At 65.5% G+C, this 19,846-nt stretch carries 17 protein-coding genes; 10 read left to right on the forward strand and 7 right to left on the reverse strand.

What is annotated here, in order from left to right; all coding sequences use genetic code 11:
* Nucleotides 1–48 precede the first annotated feature (48 nt).
* On the forward strand, nucleotides 49–288 hold the full coding sequence (locus tag ACXJMY_RS10995; RefSeq protein ID WP_456619349.1) for a PilZ domain-containing protein: 240 nt from the start codon (nucleotides 49–51) through the stop codon (nucleotides 286–288).
* A 187-nt stretch (nucleotides 289–475) separates the two neighbouring features.
* Here ACXJMY_RS10995 and ACXJMY_RS11000 read toward each other — a convergent pair whose 3' ends face one another.
* Nucleotides 476–1,771, reverse strand: coding sequence for a hemolysin family protein (locus ACXJMY_RS11000; RefSeq protein WP_456619350.1), 1,296 nt, complete (start codon nucleotides 1,769–1,771; stop codon nucleotides 476–478).
* A gap of 231 nt (nucleotides 1,772–2,002) precedes the next feature.
* Between ACXJMY_RS11000 and ACXJMY_RS11005 the strand changes: the two genes are divergently transcribed.
* Nucleotides 2,003–4,078 carry a methyl-accepting chemotaxis protein gene (locus ACXJMY_RS11005; protein WP_456619351.1) on the forward strand — a complete coding sequence of 692 codons (2,076 nt, stop codon included), beginning with the start codon at nucleotides 2,003–2,005 and terminating at the stop codon, nucleotides 4,076–4,078.
* A 116-nt stretch (nucleotides 4,079–4,194) separates the two neighbouring features.
* Nucleotides 4,195–4,926: a sulfite exporter TauE/SafE family protein gene (locus ACXJMY_RS11010; RefSeq protein ID WP_456619352.1), complete on the forward strand. Its 732-nt coding sequence runs from the start codon at nucleotides 4,195–4,197 to the stop codon at nucleotides 4,924–4,926.
* Between the two features lie 51 nt (nucleotides 4,927–4,977).
* Here ACXJMY_RS11010 and ACXJMY_RS11015 read toward each other — a convergent pair whose 3' ends face one another.
* The 5 genes from ACXJMY_RS11015 to ACXJMY_RS11035 all read right to left on the reverse strand — a co-directional run bounded on the left by ACXJMY_RS11015 (nucleotide 4,978) and on the right by ACXJMY_RS11035 (nucleotide 11,648).
* Complete coding sequence (locus ACXJMY_RS11015) at nucleotides 4,978–6,297, reverse strand: ABC transporter ATP-binding protein (protein WP_456619353.1); 1,320 nt, start codon at nucleotides 6,295–6,297, stop codon at nucleotides 4,978–4,980.
* Between the two features lie 13 nt (nucleotides 6,298–6,310).
* On the reverse strand, nucleotides 6,311–8,041 hold the full coding sequence (locus ACXJMY_RS11020) for an ABC transporter permease (protein WP_456619354.1): 1,731 nt from the start codon (nucleotides 8,039–8,041) through the stop codon (nucleotides 6,311–6,313).
* A 41-nt stretch (nucleotides 8,042–8,082) separates the two neighbouring features.
* The gene (locus ACXJMY_RS11025) at nucleotides 8,083–10,047 is read right to left on the reverse strand and encodes a carbohydrate porin (RefSeq protein ID WP_456619465.1); all 1,965 of its coding nucleotides are present in this window, start codon (nucleotides 10,045–10,047) and stop codon (nucleotides 8,083–8,085) included.
* A 394-nt stretch (nucleotides 10,048–10,441) separates the two neighbouring features.
* Nucleotides 10,442–10,702: a hypothetical protein gene (locus ACXJMY_RS11030; protein ID WP_456619355.1), complete on the reverse strand. Its 261-nt coding sequence runs from the start codon at nucleotides 10,700–10,702 to the stop codon at nucleotides 10,442–10,444.
* A 139-nt stretch (nucleotides 10,703–10,841) separates the two neighbouring features.
* Entirely contained in the window at nucleotides 10,842–11,648 is an 807-nt protein-coding gene (locus ACXJMY_RS11035; protein ID WP_456619356.1) for a creatininase family protein, read from the reverse strand.
* A 165-nt stretch (nucleotides 11,649–11,813) separates the two neighbouring features.
* Here ACXJMY_RS11035 and ACXJMY_RS11040 point away from each other — a divergent pair, with 165 nt between their 5' ends.
* The 7 genes from ACXJMY_RS11040 (at nucleotide 11,814) to ACXJMY_RS11070 (ending at nucleotide 18,085) form a co-directional block, all read left to right on the forward strand.
* The gene (locus ACXJMY_RS11040; protein WP_456619357.1) at nucleotides 11,814–12,836 is read left to right on the forward strand and encodes an ABC transporter substrate-binding protein; all 1,023 of its coding nucleotides are present in this window, start codon (nucleotides 11,814–11,816) and stop codon (nucleotides 12,834–12,836) included.
* Between the two features lie 10 nt (nucleotides 12,837–12,846).
* Nucleotides 12,847–13,662: an ABC transporter ATP-binding protein gene (locus ACXJMY_RS11045; protein WP_456619358.1), complete on the forward strand. Its 816-nt coding sequence runs from the start codon at nucleotides 12,847–12,849 to the stop codon at nucleotides 13,660–13,662.
* Nucleotides 13,659–14,477 (forward strand): ABC transporter permease, encoded by an 819-nt coding sequence (locus ACXJMY_RS11050; protein WP_456619359.1) that lies wholly within the window; start codon nucleotides 13,659–13,661, stop codon nucleotides 14,475–14,477. Before ACXJMY_RS11045 ends, ACXJMY_RS11050 begins: the two co-directional genes overlap by 4 nt.
* A complete protein-coding gene (locus ACXJMY_RS11055; RefSeq protein ID WP_456619360.1) occupies nucleotides 14,477–15,466 on the forward strand; it encodes a 2-hydroxyacid dehydrogenase in 990 nt (329 codons plus the stop codon). Before ACXJMY_RS11050 ends, ACXJMY_RS11055 begins: the two co-directional genes overlap by 1 nt.
* The gene (locus ACXJMY_RS11060) at nucleotides 15,466–16,158 is read left to right on the forward strand and encodes an AprI/Inh family metalloprotease inhibitor (RefSeq protein WP_456619361.1); all 693 of its coding nucleotides are present in this window, start codon (nucleotides 15,466–15,468) and stop codon (nucleotides 16,156–16,158) included. Before ACXJMY_RS11055 ends, ACXJMY_RS11060 begins: the two co-directional genes overlap by 1 nt.
* A gap of 102 nt (nucleotides 16,159–16,260) precedes the next feature.
* Nucleotides 16,261–16,668: a YciI family protein gene (locus tag ACXJMY_RS11065; RefSeq protein WP_456619362.1), complete on the forward strand. Its 408-nt coding sequence runs from the start codon at nucleotides 16,261–16,263 to the stop codon at nucleotides 16,666–16,668.
* Nucleotides 16,669–16,801: 133 nt separating this feature from the next.
* Nucleotides 16,802–18,085, forward strand: a complete 1,284-nt coding sequence (locus ACXJMY_RS11070; RefSeq protein WP_456619363.1) for an RNA polymerase sigma factor — start codon at nucleotides 16,802–16,804, stop codon at nucleotides 18,083–18,085.
* A gap of 189 nt (nucleotides 18,086–18,274) precedes the next feature.
* On the opposite strand, the gene ACXJMY_RS11075 is transcribed toward ACXJMY_RS11070, so the two are convergent.
* Nucleotides 18,275–19,681, reverse strand: a complete 1,407-nt coding sequence (locus ACXJMY_RS11075; RefSeq protein ID WP_456619364.1) for a peptidoglycan-binding protein — start codon at nucleotides 19,679–19,681, stop codon at nucleotides 18,275–18,277.
* Nucleotides 19,682–19,846 lie beyond the last annotated feature (165 nt).

The following is a 19,846-nucleotide window of genomic DNA, read 5'->3' on the forward strand; positions in this document are numbered from 1 at the left end:
CAACCCAGGGTTTAACATCTGCGTCAGCTTTGGGTGTAAATTAGACCCATGGACGAGCGGCGTGACAAAGCCAGGCATCGCGTCTTGAAGGCCGGAACCATCGAGTTCGGCGGCGGCGCGATCGACTGCACCGTCCGCAATTTCTCCGACACCGGCGCAGCCCTCGACGTCACCAGCCCCCTCGGCATCCCCGAGCATTTCACCCTGTTCATCCAGGCCGACGGAACCCATCTGCGGTGCACCGTGGTCTGGCGCAAGGAAAAGCGGATCGGGGTGCGGTTCGGGTGAGGTCTATGCTTGGGGCAAGCTCACGCCTCTTGCTCCGCTGTCGTCCCGGCGAAGGCCGGGACCCATACTCCGAGGATTGAGTTTGGCGAAGGCTCGTCAACTCTGATCTCGCACCAAACTACGCCCCGTGGTTATGGGTCCCGGCCTTCGCCGGGACGACACGTGGGGAGAGTTCAGCGCGCGCAACTCACGCCGCCGCCTGCTCACTCCGCCTGCTCGCCAGGATCTTGTCGATCCGCCGCCCGTCGAGATCGATCACCTCGACGTGCCAGCCGTCGAGATCGAAGGCATCGCCGACGTCGGGCAGCACGTTGAACTGTTGCAGCACGAGGCCCGCCACCGTGTTGTAGCGGTGCGGCGGCAGTTCGATGCCGAGCAGCTCGCCGAACTCGTCGACCGGCATCCAGCCCGAGACGAGCAGCGAATCGTCGGCGCGCTTGACATAGGCAGGTTCCGGCGGTCCCTCCTCGGAATGGAAGGCGCCGACGATCGACTCAAGAATGTCAGCCGTGGTCACGATGCCTTCGAAGGCGCCGTATTCGTCGTAGACGAGCCCAACATGAACCGGAGCGGCTTTCAGGATCGCCAGCACGTCGCGGGCATCGGCCGATGCCGGGATGCCGGGCGCCTCGCGGACCAGCGACCGCAGGTCCGGCGCGCGTTCGCTCATGAAGGCGACCAGCAGGTCCTTGGCCTGGAGCACGCCGATCGGCTTGTCGCGATCGCCGTCCGAGACCGGAAAGCGCGAGTGCGGGCTTTTTGCGATGATCTCCCGGATGATCTCCGGGGCATCGCGCAGGTCGATCTCGTTCACCTCCGTGCGCGGCGTCATGATCGCGCCGACCGGCCGGTCGCCGAGCCGCATCACGCCCGCGATCATCTCCTTTTCGCCCGATTCCAGCACGCCCGCGCTCTCGGCCTCGCTGACGAGATGATGAATCTCGTCCTCCGACACCTTCTCCTCGGCCTTGCCGCCGCGGCCGAGCAACGCGAGGATCAGCTTGCCCGAGATATCCAGCAGAAAGACCAGCGGCAGCGATATCCTTGCGAGCCAGTGCAGCGCGGGCGCGACCTTGACCGCGATGCTCTCGGGGTCGCGCAGCGCGACCTGCTTCGGCACGAGCTCGCCGACGATCAGGGTCGCGTAGGTGATGAGGGTGACGACGATGCCGACGCCGACGATGTCGGCGATGCCCGTCGACAGGCCGAGCTCCACCAGCCATTGCGTCAGCCGCTGCCCGAGCGTCGCGCCCGAGAATGCGCCCGACAGTACGCCGACCAGCGTGATCCCGATCTGCACCGTCGAGAGGAATTTTCCCGGATCGGCCGCCAGCGTCAGCGCCCGCTCGGCGCCGCGCACGCCCTTGGCGGCGAGCAGCGACAGCCGCGCCGGGCGCGATGACACCACGGCGAGCTCCGACATGGACAGCAGGCCATTGATGACGATCAGGACGACGACGATGACGAGTTCGACGGAGAGCATTGACGTTCCGAGGTAAGCGAGTGTGGCCGGATGGCGCTGCAAGCGTTGATATAGGTATTTGGCCGGCAATTGCCGGCAATTCTGTCGCACTTTCCATCGGAACCTCTCCGGCTCCGGAGCGCCGCGACGAGGCGATCCCCGCGGAACTACGGCGTTGCCGTTGCTTAACGGGGTCTTAGCGGTCGCCCGCTAGGTTTCCGGCATTTACAGACATGTATTCGGGGGGGCACGATGCGGATTGGGAAGCTTTTCGCGCTGTCGATGCTGACGGTGACGGTTTTTGCAGTCATCCTTGGCGCCGAGGTGCTGGTGCCCCAGACCCGCATCTACGCGAATCGCTCCGACGCGATCAAGACGGTCGAGGCTTTTGGCGCGACCCTGATGGTCAGCCAGCAGGTCGCCGGCCTTCGCGCTCCCTACATTTCCCCGATTTTCCAGGAGAACCCGGCGACGCAGGCCCAGATCGATGCTGCCGCAAAGGCCGCGAAAGCCGCTGATGCCGCATTCGACGGGGCAAGGCGAGCCATCATGGTGCTGGATGACGCCGGACCGATGATCGACAACCTGGACCGTGCTGCGCGGCGGCTCAAGGATATCTACACGGCGGCAGATCGCGCCATGAGCGTTCCCCTGGCAGCGCGCGACGGCGCTGCGACCAAGGGCTTCCTTCCGGGCGTTGCCGAGGTCATCGGCAATATCGAGCCGATCATGAACCGGCTCGAGGCGAAGGTCGTCAATGCCGATTCCTCGCTTGCGGCGCTGTTGAGCCTGGCGCGGACGGCGCAGGATCTGCGCGTCTCGGCCGGCAGCCGCGCCGCCACGCTGTCGCCGGCGCTCAGCGCGCGCCGACCGCTCACGGCGGCTGAATTCTCGCTGATGGATCGTATGCAGGGACGTGTCGAGGCCGACCGCGAGCGCATCGAGGCCGGCATCGACCAGCTCGGAAATCCATCCCGGATCGCCGCCGCGTTCAAAGCGGCAATGGAGTCCTATTTCGGAAAAGCTGCGGCCGCCGTGGACACGGAAATGCCGGCGGCCCGGAGTGACGGCAAGTACGGCATCAACGCCGACGATCTGGCGAAGGTCATCGTGCCGGCCATCCAGATGTTCTACGGGGTGCGCGACGCTGCGCTGGCCGAAGCGTCCGAGCGCGCCTCGGCCGCGCGCGATGGCGCGCTGGCGATGCTCGCGCTTGCGGGCGTGGCGGTGCTGGCGCTGCTCGGCACGCTCGCCGGCGTCACCATGATGCTGCGCAGCCGCGTGGTGAGGCCGCTCAGCCGGCTCGCGGACGTGATCGGAGCGCTCGCCGCCGGACAGCACGAGGTCGAGATTCCCGCGAGCGGCCGCGATGACGAGATCGGCCAGGTGGCGGGCTCGCTCCGGCACTTCAAGGATTCGCTTATTGCCCAGAAGGCCGCCGACGAGGCGGCTGCAATCGAAGCCGATGCGAAGGCTCGTCGCAGCCAGCGCATGGACCAGATCGCGCGCGACTTCGAAGCCATGATCGGCGACGTGATCAACACCGTGTCGTCGGCATCGTCTGAGCTGGAAGCGTCCGCGGGAACACTGACGAGCGCGGCGGAGCAGTCCGAACAGGTCACGGCGACCGTCGCGGCTGCGTCAGAACAGGCATCCACCAACGTGCAGACCGTTGCCGCGGCTGCGGAGGAAATGGCGTCCTCGGTCGACGAGATCAGCCGGCAGGTCCAGGACTCCGCCCGCATCGCCGGCGAAGCGGTCCAGCAGGCGGGGCGGACCAACGACCATGTCGGCGAGCTGGCCAGGGCCGCCGGCCGGATCGGCGACGTCGTCGAGCTCATCAGCCAGATCGCGGGCCAGACCAACCTGCTTGCGCTCAACGCCACCATCGAGGCGGCGCGGGCCGGCGAGGCCGGACGCGGCTTCGCCGTCGTCGCCTCCGAGGTCAAGGCGCTCGCCGAGCAGACCGCCAAGGCCACCGGCGAGATCAGCCAGCAGATCACGGGAATCCAGACCGCGACCGAGGATTCCGTCGGCGCCATCAAGGCGATCGGCGATACCATCACCCGCATGTCCGAGATCGCGTCGGCGATCGCCTCGGCGGTCGAGCAGCAGGGGGCGGCGACGCGGGAGATTTCCCGCAACGTGCAGCAGGCAGCCCGCGGCACCCAGCAGGTCTCCGCCAGCATCGTCGACGTGCAGCGCGGCGCGAGCCAGACCGGATCGGCGTCCTCCAACGTGCTCGCGTCGGCGAAATCGCTGTCCGGCGAGAGCAGCCGTCTCAAGGTCGAGGTTGGAAAATTCCTGGACGCGATCCGGGCCGCATAGGAAAGCCGTTGTGGCGCAAACCGGCTTCACCTAGGCTTGCAGCTCGGGGATGTCGCAGCCTCCCCGTGAAGTGGTGATCCCACGCAAGCGCTGCTCGCTGACGTATGGAGCGAGCAATGGACGGGATCGCGATCGAGCTTCCACTTTTCCTGTTGGCGACGTTCGCCGGCGCATTCGTGGCCGGCCTCTCCGGCTTTGCCTTCGGCCTGGTCGCGGCATCGCTGTGGCTCTACGTGCTGACGCCGCTTCAGAGCGCCAGCCTGATTGTCGGCTTCGGCCTTCTGGTGCAGGGCTACTCGGTCTGGAAGCTGCGCGCCGCAATCGATTGGCGCCGGCTGTGGCCCTTCATGGTCGGCGCGGTTGCGGGCGTGCCGGTCGGAGTGTCGCTTCTGACCTGGGCCGACCCGAACAGCGTCCGCATCGCGGTTGGAGCGATCCTCATTGCCTACAGCCTTTATGCGTTCTTCCGGCCGCAGCTCAAGGTCGCGACCGTCGTGCCGGCCGCCGCCGATGTGGCGGTGGGTTTCGTCAACGGCCTGCTCGGCGGACTGACCGGGCTTGCCGGCATCGTCGTCACCATCTGGTGCAATCTGCGCGGCCTGCCCAAGGAGCTTCAGCGTGCCACCTTCCAGCCCGTTGCGGTCGTGGTGTTCGCCATGGCTGCGCTGCTGCTGGGCGCCAAGGGGGCGGTCACGCTCGAGACGGCAAAGCTGTTCGTGCTCGGCCTGCCGTTCCTGTTCGCCGGGACGTGGCTCGGACTGAAACTGTTCGGCCGGATCGACGAGGCCGCGTTCCGCAAGATCGTGCTCGTGCTGCTGTTCGTCTCCGGTGTCGCGCTGTTGTTCTGAGCGCGATCAGAACTCGCCGCACCCATCACATCCGAACGCGATGCGCGAGGCTCAGCCGTTCTCGCCGGGGTTTTCCAGGCTGAACGTCTCGGACTTCTCGTCATAGGCGAACAGCTCGGCATAGCGGCCCCAGGACACGACCGTCCTGAGCGTCTCGTCCGCATAGTCCTCGGACATGTAGTCTTCGAGCTCGTTGCGGAAGCGCGCCGCTGGCGCGGTGTGGGATGGCCGCTCGTCGAGCACGCGGCGGATCAGTCCCATGACCGGCACGTAGGTGACGAGATGCTCGGCGAATATCTTCTTGCGTGCGTCGGTGGCGAGCCCGGCAAAGTGCTTGCCGGCTTCGGTGAGCATCAGGTCGCCCTCGCTGAGCTGGGCGAAGCGCAGCAGTTGCAGCGACTCGCCGAGATGGAGGATGTCGTCGGCCGCGAGCTGGAGCTGGCCGGCGAGCACCGGCAGGTCGGCATGTCCGTGATAGGGTGGCCCCGCCAGCGTCTCGATCAGGCCGGACAGCACGTTGGATGACACGTGATGCAGGGTCATGCCGACACCTGAACCGGGAATGCCGTCGGTCGCCGGCGCCTTGGGTTCCGCGCGCTGGGTCATGCGGGCATAGATGCTGTCGACGAGCTGGCGGAAATGCGGATCAAGCCGATTGCGCGGATGGTCCAGCTCGACCTTGATCTCGGCGGCGACGCGTCCCGGATTCGATGAGAACACCAGGATGCGATCGCACATCAGCACCGCTTCCTCGATATTGTGCGTCACCATGAGGATCGACTTGATCGGCAGGCGGCCCTCGATCCAGAGGTCGATGAGGTCGGTGCGCAGCGTCTCGGCGGTGAGCACGTCGAGCGCCGAGAACGGTTCGTCCATGAGCAGGAGGTCTGGATGCACCACCAGAGCACGCGCAAAGCCGACGCGCTGGCGCATGCCGCCCGACAGCTCCTTGGGATAGGCCGACTCGAAGCCGTCCAGGCCGATCAGGTCGATCGCCGCCAGCGCGCGCTTGCGCCGCTCGGCGGCATCGACGCCGAGCGCTTCCAGCCCGAGCTCGACATTTTGCAGCACCGTCAGCCAGGGAAACAGCGCGAATGACTGGAACACCATGGCGACGCCGTTCGGCGGGCCGGTGATGGATTCGCCGCGGCAGGTCGCCTGCCCGGAGGACGGGCTGACCAGTCCGGCGATGATGCGCAGCAGCGTCGACTTGCCAGAGCCGGAGCGGCCGAGCAGGCCGACGATTTCACCGGTGTGGATCGTGAGATCGACCTTTTCGAGCACCAGCAGCTGCTCGCCGCTGCCTTTCGGAAACGATCGGCAGACGCCGCGGATATCGACGAGGGTGGATGGCGTCACGTGGTCGAGCATGATGACCTCCTCCTCAGCCGAGCCGCAGCCGGCGCTCGCCGAACGCGTAGAGCGGCCGCCAGACCAGGCGATTGGACAGCGTCACCAGGGTGCACATCGTGGCAATGCCGAGCACGACGCGCGGGAAATCCCCGGCCTCGGTGGCGTTGGCAATATAGGCCCCGAGTCCGGTGGCCTTCAGGTGAATGTCGCCCCAGCTCGCGACCTCCGCGACGATGGACGCGTTCCAGGAGCCGCCCGAGGCCGTGATCGCGCCGGTGACGTAATAGGGGAAGATGCCGGGCAGGATCACCTTGAACCACCATCGCCATCCCCCGAGGTGGAAGCTGCCGGCGGCCTCGCGCAGATCGGTCGGGAAGGCGCTCGCGCCCGCAATCACGTTGAACAGGATGTACCATTGCGTACCGAGGATCATCAGCGGGCTCAGCCAGATGTCTGGATTGAGCTTGAAGCTGACAATGGCCACGACAAAGACGGGAAAGGCAAGATTGGCCGGGAAGGCCGCCAGAAACTGGGCCAGCGGCTGGATCCGTTCGGCGAGCTTCGGACGAAGCCCGATCCACACGCCCACCGGCACCCAGATCAGCGTGGCGAGGCTGATCAGGACGGCGACGCGCAGCAGCGTGATCAATCCGTCGCGGATGACGACCATGACGTCGGCAAGTCCGAGGTCGGCCGAAAGGTAGCGATAGGTCAGCCAGGCCGCGTAGGCGGTACCGGCAAGGACCATTGCGATCCAGAGCGTGTCGATGAAGCGCGACGGACGCTCCTTGCCGCGTCCCGCAGACAGTTTCGGCAGCGGGATACGTAAATTCGAGATCGCCCGGTTCAGCGCCGCAAAGGGAAGCGTGAGGGCGCGCAGTGCGCGGGTGCGGCGGAACAGATCGAGCATCCAGGAGGCCGGCGCTTCGCCCGAGGCGGTCTGCTCGAAGCGGAATTTATCCGCCCAGGCGACGATCGGCCGGAACAGCAACTGGTCATAGGCGATGATGACGAACAGCATCGCCAGGATCGCGTAGAAGATCGCGGGCAGATTTTGCTGCTGGATCGCCAGCGCGACGTAGGAGCCGATGCCCGGCAGCGTCACCGTGGTGTTGCCCACCGTGATTGCTTCCGACGCCACCACGAAGAACCAGCCGCCCGACATCGACATCATCGCGTTCCAGATCAGGCCCGGCATCGCGAAGGGGACGTCGAGACGCCAGAAGCGCTGCCATCCCGACAAATGGAAGCTTTGCGTCGCCTCTTCCAAATCCTTCGGCACGTTGCGGATCGACTGGTACAGGCTGAAGGTCATGTTCCAGGCCTGGCTGGTGAAGATCGCGAACACCGAGGCAAGCTCGGCGCCGAGCACCTGCCCCGGAAACAGATTCATGAAAAACACGACAGTGAAGGTCAGAAATCCCAGGATCGGGACCGATTGCAGGATGTCCAGCAGAGGGATCATCACCAGCTCGGCACGCCGGCTCTTGGCTGCGATCGCCGCATAGACGAACGTGAATACGATCGAGCAGACGATCGCGAGCAGCATCCGCATCGTGGTGCGCAAGGCGTAGTATGGCAGGTGAGACGGATCGAGCGACACCGGCGCGCGCTCCAGCTCGGACAGCGGCACCGTGGTCTGCTTGCCGCCATAGACGATCAGCACCATGGCGCCGATCACCAGGATCAGCGCGACGACATCCCAGACATTGGGCCGAAGCGCCCGGCCGATTGCGGCCGTGCGGATATCTCTCGGCTTCATGGGGCCCGCCTTTGGGCTGGAATCTTGAGCTAGATCTTGGGCTAGAACTCGCCGTGCAGGCGGCCTGAGAAGACCGAGACCGGCCCGCGGTCGGCGTTATAGGCCGGGTTTGTGATCAATTGATAGTCGGCCGTGAGGGTGAGACTCTTGTTCAGCGCGTAGGCGTAATAGGTTTCGAGGATGCGCTCCTTGCGGTAGTTCAGCGCTCCGTCGCCGATGAGAACACCGAGGCCGCCGGCGGCCAGGAAGTCGCGATAATCCTGCGAGATGGCGTTGATGGCGCCGCCGATGCCGATCACGTCGTCAGGCCGGCCCCATTTCGTGCCCTTGATCGACAGTCCGCCGGACAGGCTGCGGTTGATGTCGGTGAAGGCGAGCGTTTCGGTCTTGCCGTCGTTCCAGCTCCAGCGGCCGAACAGTCCGACATCGTCGGTGATGGCCTGCTCGAGATTGACGACATAGCCGACCTTGAGGCGGCCGCGGCGGGTCTGTGCGATGTCGAGATTGAGCGCGGGATTGTCCAGCGTCTCGCGGAAGCTGCCCATATTGGCGCTGTCGACCCAGCCCATGGTCCTGAGCTTGCCGGGTTGCGAGAACAGCGAATAGCGCGTCTCGAGCTCGAGCACGTACTGGCCGCGCTCCCCGACCCTGGTGTCGAAATGATTCGAATTGGACTCCGCGACCATGAGGAAATAGCCGCCGCGCAGCGCCCATTGCTTCTGGTTGAGCTCGGCGGTGACGCCGTAGGTGAGGCCGACCTTGTCGGCGGAATAGTCGAAGGCGCCCGGCGCCCAGATCGACCAGTTCATGAAGTCCTTGCGGGTGTCCTTGGCATAGGCGTTGCCGTCGAACACGTCGATCACCGCGAACTTGCCGGCCTGCACGGTGAGCCGGGACACGTCGACCTTCTGCCCGAGCTGCAACTGGCCGCTCGCGAGCTCTTCCTGCTCGCCGCCGAAGCCAAAGGTCTGGCGCACGAACAGCCGCGAGGTGTTGTAATGCGGGTAGGGGAAGTTCGACTTCTGCGCTTCGCCGTTCGGAAAGCCGGCCGCGCCCACCGTGTCGTTCAGTCCAAAACCCTGGAGCAGCTCCGGATTGTAATAGACTTCGCCGCCGTCCCACAGCCGCGCGTTCAGGAACAGGCTGTTGCTCCAGGTCGCCTTGGCCTGGGTTGAAGGCGAGAGAGAGTTCGTTCCGCTGTAGAGAGCGGGAAACGACGGATAGCCTTGCGGCAGATAGGTGCTCTGGCCGTGAATCTCCCAGCGATCCGATTCCGTGTCGATCAGGGAGCTCTTCGGATTGTAGCTCGGCATGCCCGGCCAATCGACCTTGCGGTTGAGGCCGAGCCTGACCTGCTGGAAGTCGAGCGACGAGGAGGCGTATTGGGCCCCCGTGGAGAAGGCGACGTTGGCGCCGTCGAAGCGGCTGTAGAGATATTCGAGTCGTGCGCTCCAATGCGGCGCGAAGCCGTATTCGACGCCGGCACCCGCGATCCAGCCGGGCCGCGTGTTCAGGATCTTCGGGACTTCGGCGCCGGAGGCCGGCGTGTCGAAATAACGTTCGCCCATCCATGCGAAGCCGCCGGTGGCATAGACCAGCCACGGACCGCTGGTGTAGCCGACGCGGCCGCGCAGGCTGGCGGTGTAGTCCCATTGCTGGGTGACGGTGTTGGCAGGTGTTGCGAGGAATGAGACAATCGAGTTCGAGATGATGTAGTTCGGAAACGAAAAATCGCCTTCGACGCCGACCAGCCAGCCGGAGTTGAGCCGGTAATTGTAGCCGGCCTGCACGCCGCCGATCATGCCGCTGAAGACGCCATTGCCGTCGATTGCGGCGCCGTCGTTCAGGGCGAAGCCGGACGAGCCGCGGCTGTAGCCGGCATGCGCGCCGATATAGAGACCCGTCCAGTCATAGACCGCCTTCAGGGCCGGTGCCTTCAGCGGCAGATCGGCCGCGTGGGCAGCAACGGGAAGCCCCAGGAGGCCTGCGACGGCCGCCGTATGCAGCAACCGGTGTCGGTGACTTCTCAACGTCAAAACCTACGCCCCCAAACGCGAATGTATCCACCCGCCGCGACATCCCTGCCGATTCGCGGTGCCCCTGTCATCAGGGTCCTGGGGTCATGCGATCGGCCGAGATGATCTCGATTCGACGCGATTTCGTCCCAAGTCCCTGCGCTCGTTGCGAACCTTATTGCGATTAATTCGCAATAGCAACTGGTGCGGATTGCCGCGGGTGATGGTTCGCACCGTCATGTGACGGGACTGCAACAAATGCCCGGCCCCCAAACGGTTGACCCCGCCCGGGGGGACATCCGGGCGGGGTCGGGGCACGACACGGGGTGGATGAGGCGCCCGTGTCGGACGCGGATCCACTTAAGATCGGCCTCAGGTACTCAAATCAGTAGCAGGTACGAACGCGGCCGACGTACTGGCCGAAGGCGTTGTACTGGGCGACCCAGCCGCAGCGGTGATAGCCGTAATAGGGGTCGTTGCTGGCGGCGATCGCGGAGCCGACGACGGCGGCGGTGGCGATGCCGGCACCCACACCCCACACCCAGCCCGGCTGCTTGGCTTCGGCCGAGGAGGTGGTGGACACGATGCTGCCGGTGACGGCGAGGGCAGCGAGAGCGACGGCGGCAATCTTGGTCTTGATCGACATGTGAAACTCCATCCGGGTTGAGGCGGTCCGTTGTGGCCCGCGTGCCCAGTTGGACGGAGGCTGCCCGCGTCCGGTTCGAAAGCGACAAAGCGGGTCGCGGAATCCGGATCTTTCCTGAACGATTCCAGGAGGATGTGAGCTAGCCGAGAGGCCCTCTGGCGAGCCTGTTCACGTCGAAGTTATCGACCTCGGCGAGCAGCTCGCAGAAAGCGCGCGCGCCCTGGTCGATGAGCTCATCGCCCTTCGCGGCCACGGCCAGCGTCGCATTGCCGACTGCACCGCTGGGGTTGAGATCCTGCGCCTGCCAGGCGAACGGCGCGGGACGCTGCGTCGACAGCCAGCGATATTGCTGCTCCATCGCGATGCTGCTCGCGGGAAAATCGGCGATCGCATCCCCGCGCACCTGATCGGGATAGCGCGCCAGCATGATCGAGGTCTCGACCGCGCCGCCATGAATGCCGTGACGCACTTCCTCGGCCGGGAACAATCGGTCCGCGCCCGACAGCCGCGACCACGACGTCGTCACCACGAACAGTTTTTGGTGCGCGCGAAGATCCTGCGCGACCAGCATCATGGCCGCGCTGTTGCCGCCATGGCTGGTGATGATGACGAGCTTCTTCACGCCGCGTCGGGCGACGTCCTCGCCGATTGCGGTCCATCTCTTCAGCGCCACCTCGGTCGGCAGCGTCTGCGTGCCCGGATAGTCGAAATGCTCGGTGGAAATCCCGACCGGTTCAACGGGAAGAAAACTGGCCGGAACGCGCTCGGGCAAAAGCTCGCGCACCCGCGCGAGATAGGCGTCGGCGATCAGCACGTCGGTCTCGAGCGGCAGATGCGGGCCGTGCTGCTCGGTCGCCGCCAGCGGCAGCACCGCGATCCAGCGCGAAACCTCGGCCGGGCCGGCATCGGCCCAGCGGATCTCGGTCCAGTCGCGGGAAAGCGTCATGAAGTTTTCCTTGAAGGTTTCTTTGCCCGAATTTGTCACGTAATTTGGGGTATCAGGGGACGCGGGCCCGGCCGGCTCGCGTCCCCGAACGTGTTGCGGTTTTATCGCGTTGCTTTCACATGAGCCAGAAGCGATTGGGCTAGAAGCGATCGACGGAGTGCCATCATGAGCCCCTCTCATCTGCGGCGAGCGTTAACGGCAGGCTTGCTGGCCGCCTTCGTCTCGGTCGTCCCGGCGCGTGCCGAGACGCTGGACAAGGTCATGTTCGGCACCAACTGGGTCGCCGAGGCCGAGCATGGCGGCTTCTTCCAGGCGGTCGCCGACGGCACCTACAAGAAGTACGGCCTCGATGTCACCATCGTTCCCGGTGGGCCCAACGAGAACAACCGGATGCTCTTGATCGCCGGCAAGATCGATTTCTTCATGGCCGCCAACACGCTGATGTCGTTCGACGCGGTCGCCAACAACGTCCCCGTGGTGACGATCGCCGCGATCTTCCAGAAGGATCCGCAGGTGATGCTGACGCAGCCGGACGCCAAGGTCGGCAAGATCGAGGATCTCAAGCCGCTGACGCTGTTCGTCTCCAAGGAGGGCATGACCAGCTATTTCCAGTGGCTGAAGTCGGAATACGGTTTTAGCGAGAAGAACGTCCGGCCCTACAATTTCAATCCGCAGCCCTTCATCGCCAATCCCAAGAGCGCCATGCAGGGTTACGTCACCTCCGAGCCCTTCGCGGTGGAGAAGGCCGCGGGCTTCAAGCCCAACGTGCTGCTGCTCGCCGATTACGGCTTCAATACCTACTCGACCCTGGTCGAGACCCGCCGCGACATCGTCGAAAAAAAGCCTGATCTGGTGCAGCGCTTCGTCGATGCCTCCATGGTCGGCTGGTACAATTACATCTATCGCGACAATTCCGCCGGCAACGCCATGATCAAGAAGCTCAATCCGGAGATGACCGACGAACTGCTGGCCTATTCCGTCGCCAAGATGAAGGAATACGGCATCGTCGATTCCGGCGACAGCTTGAAAAACGGCATCGGCGCGATGAGCGACGAGCGCTACACCTCGTTCTTCGACAAGATGGTGAAGGCCGGCGTCGTCAAGCGCGATCTCGACTTCCGCAAGTCCTATACGCTGCGTTTCGTCAACAAGGGCGTCGGTGTCGAGCTGCGCCCCGCCAAGCCGTAACGCAAGGTCCATGTCATCAGTCAAAACTTCGTCGGGGGTCGAGGCCGGCCTGACGGCCCTGGCCGTCAGCCTGCGCGGCGTGACGAAGGTCTATGACAATGGCGTCATGGCGCTCGGTCCGCTCGATCTCGCCGTGCGCAAGGGCGAGTTCATCTCGCTGCTGGGCCCGTCCGGCTGCGGCAAGTCGACGGCGCTGCGCATCATCGCAGGCCTCAGCGCGCAGTCGTCCGGCACGGTGCGGGTGTCGCGCCATGAGGGCGAGGCGCAGCCGGGTCATGGTATCGGCTTCGTGTTCCAGGAGCCGACCCTGATGCCGTGGACCAGCGTGCGCGAAAACGTCCGGCTGCCCTTGAGGCTTGCCCGCGTGCCAAAGGCCGAGGCGCGCGGGCGCGCCGATGACGCGCTGGCCAGCGTCGGGCTTGCCGATTTCGCCGATGCCTTTCCGCGCGAACTCTCCGGCGGCATGAAGATGCGGGTGTCGCTGGCGCGCGCGCTCGTTACCGATCCCGACATCCTGCTGATGGATGAGCCGTTCGCGGCGCTCGACGAGATCACGCGCTTCCGCCTCAACAACGATTTGCTCGCGCTGTGGCGCAGCCTTCGCAAGACCGTCATCTTCGTCACCCATTCGGTGTTCGAATCGGTCTACCTGTCGCAGCGCGTCGTGGTCATGACGGGGCGGCCCGGCCGCATCCAGGCCGACATCCGCATCGAGACGGTCGAGCCGCGCGGTGAGGAGTTTCGCACGTCAACCGCTTATGGCGACTACTGCCGCAAGGTCTCGGGCGCGCTGGCGCCGTCCTATTCGGGACAGTCGATGCTATGAGCGCCAGGCCCGCGATCAGTTCCAGGCCGTCCGGGGCGCAGCGCGCGGTGCGTTTCGCGCTTCCCGTCATCGTATTCGCCGCCGGCCTCCTCGCCTGGGAACTCGTGGTCCGCATCAAGGACATCCCGCCTTACGTGCTGCCGGCGCCCTCCGTCATCTTCCTGACGCTGATCAAGGACTGGGCGGTGCTGTCACAATCGCTTGCCGCCACGCTGTTGACCACGCTTGAGGGTTTTGTGGCGGCCAGCGTCGGCGGCATCGCGCTGGCGCTGCTGTTCAACCAGTCGAAATGGGTGGAATATTCGCTGTTCCCCTACGCCGTCATTCTCCAGGTCACGCCCGTGATCGCGATCGCGCCGCTGCTCCTGATCTACCTGGAGCAGCAGACCGCCGTCGTCGTCTGCGCCTTCATCGTGGCCTTTTTCCCGGTGCTGTCCAACACCACGCTCGGGCTCAATTCGGTCGATCGCAATCTCGCCGGCCTGTTCCAGCTCTATGGGGCCTCGCCGCAGCAGACCCTGCGCCTCCTGAAGCTGCCGGCGGCGCTGCCTTATATTCTCGGCGGCCTGCGGATTGCCGGCGGCCTGTCGCTGATCGGCGCGGTCGTGGCCGAAATCGCGGCGGGCACCGCCGGCGCGGGGTCCGGGCTCGCCTACAGGATCGCCGAATCCGGCTATCGATTGAACATACCCCGCATGTTCGCGGCGCTGCTGCTGTTGTCGCTGGCCGGGATTGTCATCTATGGGGTGCTGGCGCTAGTTTCGCATCTCGTTTTACGGCGCTGGCACGAGAGCGCGCTTGGAAAGGAAAACTGATGGCTGCCGGTTCGATTTCGTCCGAAAAGATCGACCTTCTGATCTATGGGCCGGTGCGGCCGATCCTCGAGAACGGTTTTTCCGATCATTTCGTCGTGCACAAGGCCGAGACGCGCGGCGATCTCGAGCGGCTGACGCCGGCGATCCGCGAAAAGATCCGCGGCGTGGCCGTGACCTATCACACGGTGCGTGCCGACAGGGAGTCGCTGTCGCAGCTGCCCAAGATCGAGATGGTGGCGAGCTTCGGCGTCGGCTACGACCACGTCGACGCCAAATACGCCGCCGAGCACGACATCATCGTCACCAACACGCCCGACGTGCTGACCGAAGAGGTCGCCGACGTCGCGATGGGCCTGTTGATCTCCACCGTGCGCGAATTCATCAAGGCCGACCGCTACGTGCGCTCCGGCCTCTGGCAGACGCAGAACTATCCGCTCAGCGTCGGCTCGCTGCGCGACCGCAAGGTCGGCATCGTCGGCATGGGCCGGATCGGCCAGGCCATCGCGCGCCGGCTCGACGCGTCGCTGGTGCCGGTGGTCTATCACTCCCGCAACCCGTCCAAGGACGTCTCCTACAAGCACTATCCCGATCTGATCGAGATGGCGAAGGCGGTGGATACGCTGATGGTGATCGTGCCCGGCGGCGCCTCGACCAACAAGATGATCAATGCCGAGGTGCTGAAGGCGCTCGGCCCGCGCGGCGTGCTGGTCAACGTGGCGCGCGGCTCCGTGGTCGACGAGCAGGCCCTGGTCCAGGCGCTGAAGTCCGGCACCATCCTCGCCGCCGGTCTCGACGTGTTCGCGGCCGAGCCGAGCGTGCCGGACGAGCTCAAGAGCATGCAGAACGTCGTGCTGCTGCCGCATATCGGCTCGGCGTCGGTGGTGACGCGCAACGCGATGGACCAGCTCGTGGTCGACAACCTCAAGGCCTGGTTCGCCGGCAAGGCGCCGCTGACGCCGGTTGCGGAAACGCCGGTAAAGGGGCGCTGATGATCGCATCCCGCCTCGCTGCGTGGGTGATGGCGGCGCTGGCCGCCGCGCCGACGCTCGCGCAGGCGCAGGATGCGACGAGCCTGAAGAAGGACATGCCCGGACAATGGGAGCTCTCGACCACCGAGCGCAGCAAGACCTGCGTCGTCACGCTCAAGGCTGACGCCGCGGGTCAGGGCTACAAGCTCGAGCTGGAGCCGGCCTGCAAGACCGCGCTGCCTTTCACCAAGGATATCGTCGCCTGGAGCGTCAGGGGTCTCGACATCGTGCGCTTGCAGGACGCCACCGGTGAATCGGTGATCGACTTCACCGAGGTCGAGGCCGGCATCTTCGAAGGCCTGCGGCAGGGCGAGGGCGTCTACATCCTGCAAGACCTCGCCGCCGCCCGTTCGATGGCCAAGTCGATGGACCAGATGATCGGCGACTGGTCGATGGTGCGCGGCAACGGCCAGCCGGTCTGCGGGTTGACGCTGACCAACACGGAAGCCGGGCCGGATAATTTCCAGGTCTTCCTCAAGCCGAAATGCGATGCGGCCATTGCGCAGTTCAACCCGACGCAATGGCGGCTCGAGCGCGGCCAGATCGTCCTGATGTCGAAGTCCGGCGAGGCCTGGCAGTTCGAGGCCGACGACAACGCGCAGTGGCGGCGCGTCCCCGATACCGCCGATCCCCTGATCATGCTGCGGCAATAATTTCTCCCGGGGATGTCGATTTGGCCGAGGCCCAATCGTCACATCCATAGCGAGCCGGTTTGCGGCCGGAGCGGTCGCTGCTCGCGCCAAGGGAGTTCTTTCATGCGCTTCATGTACATCGTCACCTCCAGCCAGCCGATGGCAGGCCCGTCCCCGGCATTGGCGGAGGCGATGCAGAAAATATCAGAGCGGGAGATCAAGGCCGGTCGAATGCTCGACACCRGCGGCCTGATGCCGCTTGCGACCGGCGCACGGGTGAAGATCGTCGACGGCGAGCTCAGCGTCATCGATGGCCCCTTCGTCGAAGCCAAGGAAGTGATCGGCGGCTATGCCATTTTCGAGCTGCGCGACAAGGCGGAAGCCCTGGCCATGGCGAAGGAATTCATGCAGTTGCATCTCGATCACATGCCGGGATGGGACGGTACCTGCGAATTGCGGGCATTCGCAACGCCGGGCGTCGACGTGGCGTGCGAGATCGACGCGCCTGCCAGGGTCGCCGCCCGCGCCTGATGAACACCACCGCTCGTCTGAGAGCGTTTTCGAGCGAAGTGGATACCGGTTCGCGTAAAGAAAACGCGTCAAAACAAGAATCTAGAGCCCCGTTCCGATTCCGTCGGAACGGAAAGGGCTCTGGTCGGCGGCGATGACGGCCGCCGACATCGATCGCGCGATCCGCGCCGCGATTCACGCAAATTGGCGCGTCGTGCAGCCGCGGCTGATCGCGACGCTGTCGCGCATGCTGCGGGACGTGACGCTCGCGGAGGAATTGACCCAGGACGCACTGGTCGCCGCGCTGGAAGCCTGGCCGCGCAGCGGGGTGCCGGACAATCCCGGCGCCTGGCTGGTTGCGACAGCCAAGCGCCGCGCGCTCGATCATTTGCGCCGGGCAAAAATGCTCGCCCGCAAGCGGGACCTGCTGACGCACGACCTGATGCAGGAGCAGGACGCGATGCCCGATTTCGACACCGCCCTCGACGACGACATCGGTGACGAATGGCTGCGGCTGATCTTCACGGCCTGCCACCCGTTGCTGCCGCGGCAGGCCCGCGCGGCGCTGGCGTTGCGCATGATCTGCGGCCTCACCACCGACGAGATCGCGCGCGCCTTCCTGGTCACGGAGGCAACCATCGCCCAACGCATCGTCCGCGCCAAGCGCACGCTTTCGCGGTCGGGCCTCACCTACGAAACGCCGGGCGGCGAGGCGCTTTCCGAGCGTCTCGCTTCGGTGCTCGAAGTCGTCTATCTCATCTTCAACGAGGGCTATGCGGCCTCACGCGGCGAGGAGTGGCTGCGGCCGCAGCTCTGCGACGAGGCTCTGCGCATGGGGCGGGTGCTGGTCGGGCTCGCGCCGCTCGAGCCCGAGGTCCACGGTCTCATGGCGCTGATGGACCTGAATGCCGCGCGGATGCATGCCCGCACCGACCGCGATGGCGAGCCCATCCTGCTGATGGACCAGGATCGCGGGCTGTGGGATCGGCTCCAGATCACCCGCGGCCTTCGGGCGCTGGATCGCGCGCGCGAGCTCGGCGGTGCCGGGCTGTTCTACACGCTACAGGCCGCAATCGTCGCGTGTCATGCCACGGCGGAGACGGCCGCAAGCACCGACTGGCGGCGCATCGCGGAGCTCTATGGCCAGCTTGCGACGCTGGTGCGCTCGCCTGTGATCGAACTCAACCGCGCGGTCGCGCTCGGCATGGCCGAAGGGCCGCAGGCCGGGCTCGATCTCGTGGATCTGATCGCCGACGAGCCGGCGCTCAGGGCCTATCACCATCTTCAGGCCGTGCGCGGCGACCTTCTGCAGCGGCTCGGCCGCTTCGCCGAGGCGCGGCTATCGTTCGAGACCGCCGCCCGTCTTGCAACCAATGCGCGCGAGCGCGGGTTGATGGAACGACGTGCGGCAGACATCGCCGATGCCGACTGGCCTTGAGTTGAGTGATCGGGCCGCGTGCTCGGTGCAACCTCTCCCGCTTGCGGGGGAGGTCGCGCCGAAGGCGCGGGTGGGGGCTTTCTCCTCTCGGGGGTTATCGGTTGCGGAGATACCCCCTCCCCAGCCCTCCCCCGCAAGCGGGAGAGGGAGCGCACCTATTCAAGCACGCGAACCTCATCTCATCGCACGTTACGTCGTCACCTTGGGCGGCGGCGCGGTGCCCTGCGCCCACTTCTCCAGCTTGCCGAGCACGCCCCAGGCGGTGAGCGCCAGCGAGATCGGCATCGCGAACTGGCCGAGCCCCGGCACCGCCGACACGATCGTTCCGAGCAGCCCGGCAATGCCGCCCGCACTGGGGCTCGCCGTCACCGACGAGAGCAGCGCGGTGAGCACCGAGCCGCCGAGGCCGAGGGCGGTCTTCTTGCCGTCGAGCAGCTTGCCGACGGTCTCGCCGAGCGCGCCGTTGACCTGGCCGAGCACCGGCTTGCCGTTCTTGTTGAGCAGGGTGCTGAGCAGGTCGACGACCTGCTTCAACTGGTCGACGGGGGCGGAGTTGGTTGGGGTGACTGGTCCTGGCATGGGTGTCGTCTTGTTGATGAGGGAGAAGAGCCGTTCGAACAGGCTGATCGGATCGTTGGTTGCCGGCAGCGTGCTTCCCGGTGATGTCACGCTGCCCGGTATCACGCTTCCCGGCGTCACCCCGCCGGCTGACGGCCGCAGCAACTGCGCGAGGTCTTCCAGCCGCTTCAGGATCGGGGACAGGTCGGCATGTTGCCCGGCGGGGACCACCTGCGTGCCGCGCGAGAGGGCGGCCATCGTGGCGCCGTCGAGCAGGCCGGTGTCCCGCAGCCCGTTCTGCTGCTGAAACTGCGAGACGGCGGCCTTGGTCTTCGGCCCGCTGATGCCGTCCTCGGCCAGCGGTGGATTGGCCCCGAGCCTGTTGAGCGCCTGCTGCATGAGGACAATCGTCGACGCCTCGTCGTCCTCGGGTTCGGTGCGGCCCGCGATTTGCGGGCTGCCGTCCAGGGTGATCGAGGAATCGAGCGCCATCATCGCGCGCAGGACCACGGCCGTGCCGAGCTGGGAATCGACGTGGCTCGGGTCGAACACATGGTCACGGACGAATTTGCCGGCCCTCGCCTCGGGCGGGCCGTACAGCGTCGAGCCGCCGTAGAGATAGGGCGAGTTGCAGCCCTTGCCGTGATAGCCGTAGCCGTTGAAGCCCTCCAGCCGGAACAGGGTTCGCGCCGCTCCCCAGTCTCTCGCGCCGACGAAGTTTTCGATCCTCAGTGCGTCCACGGCGCCGTCGACGAACGACGCAAACGGACCGCGTCCTTTCGGAACGATGGTCGTCACGCGATGGAGCGACTCGCCGTTGCCGAGATAGGTGTCGAAATCGAAGTTGGACTCGCGATAATGGCAGAGCGCGACAAAATGCCAGGGCACGTCGGTCAGCCGCTCGACCTGCTGATAGGTCGCCTTGCCGTTGATGGCCTTGCGCGCCACCGCGTTCGCATCTGCGAGGCGTCCAGGCCGGATCTCGAGATTGGACCAATTCCGCTCGTACTCGCCTTTCAGGCTCTCGAATGAAACCATTTCCTGCTCCCGCAAATGATGAATGAATCGTCGTGCAAGTCAGGTGTGAGCCATGTGCCGTTATCGCGGCGTGACTCCAGCGTGATCCCGCAAATCTGGCAGGCCGCGGGCCCGGTGCATGTGAAATGGCTTACACGCCCGGCGAGAAAAGCGAGCGGTGATGGG

It is taken from the genome of Bradyrhizobium sp. P5_C12 (genome assembly GCF_054049735.1).

What these genes read in the sequence shown, in the direction of transcription:
- ACXJMY_RS11045 (WP_456619358.1), top strand. Translation starts at nt 12,847, where the DNA reads ATGTCATCAGTCAAAACTTCGTCGGGGGTCGAGGCCGGCCTGACGGCC.
- ACXJMY_RS10995 (WP_456619349.1), top strand. Translation starts at nt 49, where the DNA reads ATGGACGAGCGGCGTGACAAAGCCAGGCATCGCGTCTTGAAGGCCGGA.
- ACXJMY_RS11030 (WP_456619355.1), bottom strand. Translation starts at nt 10,702, where the DNA reads ATGTCGATCAAGACCAAGATTGCCGCCGTCGCTCTCGCTGCCCTCGCC.
- ACXJMY_RS11010 (WP_456619352.1), top strand. Translation starts at nt 4,195, where the DNA reads ATGGACGGGATCGCGATCGAGCTTCCACTTTTCCTGTTGGCGACGTTC.
- ACXJMY_RS11015 (WP_456619353.1), bottom strand. Translation starts at nt 6,297, where the DNA reads ATGCTCGACCACGTGACGCCATCCACCCTCGTCGATATCCGCGGCGTC.
- ACXJMY_RS11000 (WP_456619350.1), bottom strand. Translation starts at nt 1,771, where the DNA reads ATGCTCTCCGTCGAACTCGTCATCGTCGTCGTCCTGATCGTCATCAAT.
- ACXJMY_RS11060 (WP_456619361.1), top strand. Translation starts at nt 15,466, where the DNA reads ATGATCGCATCCCGCCTCGCTGCGTGGGTGATGGCGGCGCTGGCCGCC.
- ACXJMY_RS11035 (WP_456619356.1), bottom strand. Translation starts at nt 11,648, where the DNA reads ATGACGCTTTCCCGCGACTGGACCGAGATCCGCTGGGCCGATGCCGGC.
- ACXJMY_RS11040 (WP_456619357.1), top strand. Translation starts at nt 11,814, where the DNA reads ATGAGCCCCTCTCATCTGCGGCGAGCGTTAACGGCAGGCTTGCTGGCC.
- ACXJMY_RS11070 (WP_456619363.1), top strand. Translation starts at nt 16,802, where the DNA reads ATGACGGCCGCCGACATCGATCGCGCGATCCGCGCCGCGATTCACGCA.
- ACXJMY_RS11075 (WP_456619364.1), bottom strand. Translation starts at nt 19,681, where the DNA reads ATGGTTTCATTCGAGAGCCTGAAAGGCGAGTACGAGCGGAATTGGTCC.
- ACXJMY_RS11055 (WP_456619360.1), top strand. Translation starts at nt 14,477, where the DNA reads ATGGCTGCCGGTTCGATTTCGTCCGAAAAGATCGACCTTCTGATCTAT.
- ACXJMY_RS11005 (WP_456619351.1), top strand. Translation starts at nt 2,003, where the DNA reads ATGCGGATTGGGAAGCTTTTCGCGCTGTCGATGCTGACGGTGACGGTT.
- ACXJMY_RS11050 (WP_456619359.1), top strand. Translation starts at nt 13,659, where the DNA reads ATGAGCGCCAGGCCCGCGATCAGTTCCAGGCCGTCCGGGGCGCAGCGC.
- ACXJMY_RS11020 (WP_456619354.1), bottom strand. Translation starts at nt 8,041, where the DNA reads ATGAAGCCGAGAGATATCCGCACGGCCGCAATCGGCCGGGCGCTTCGG.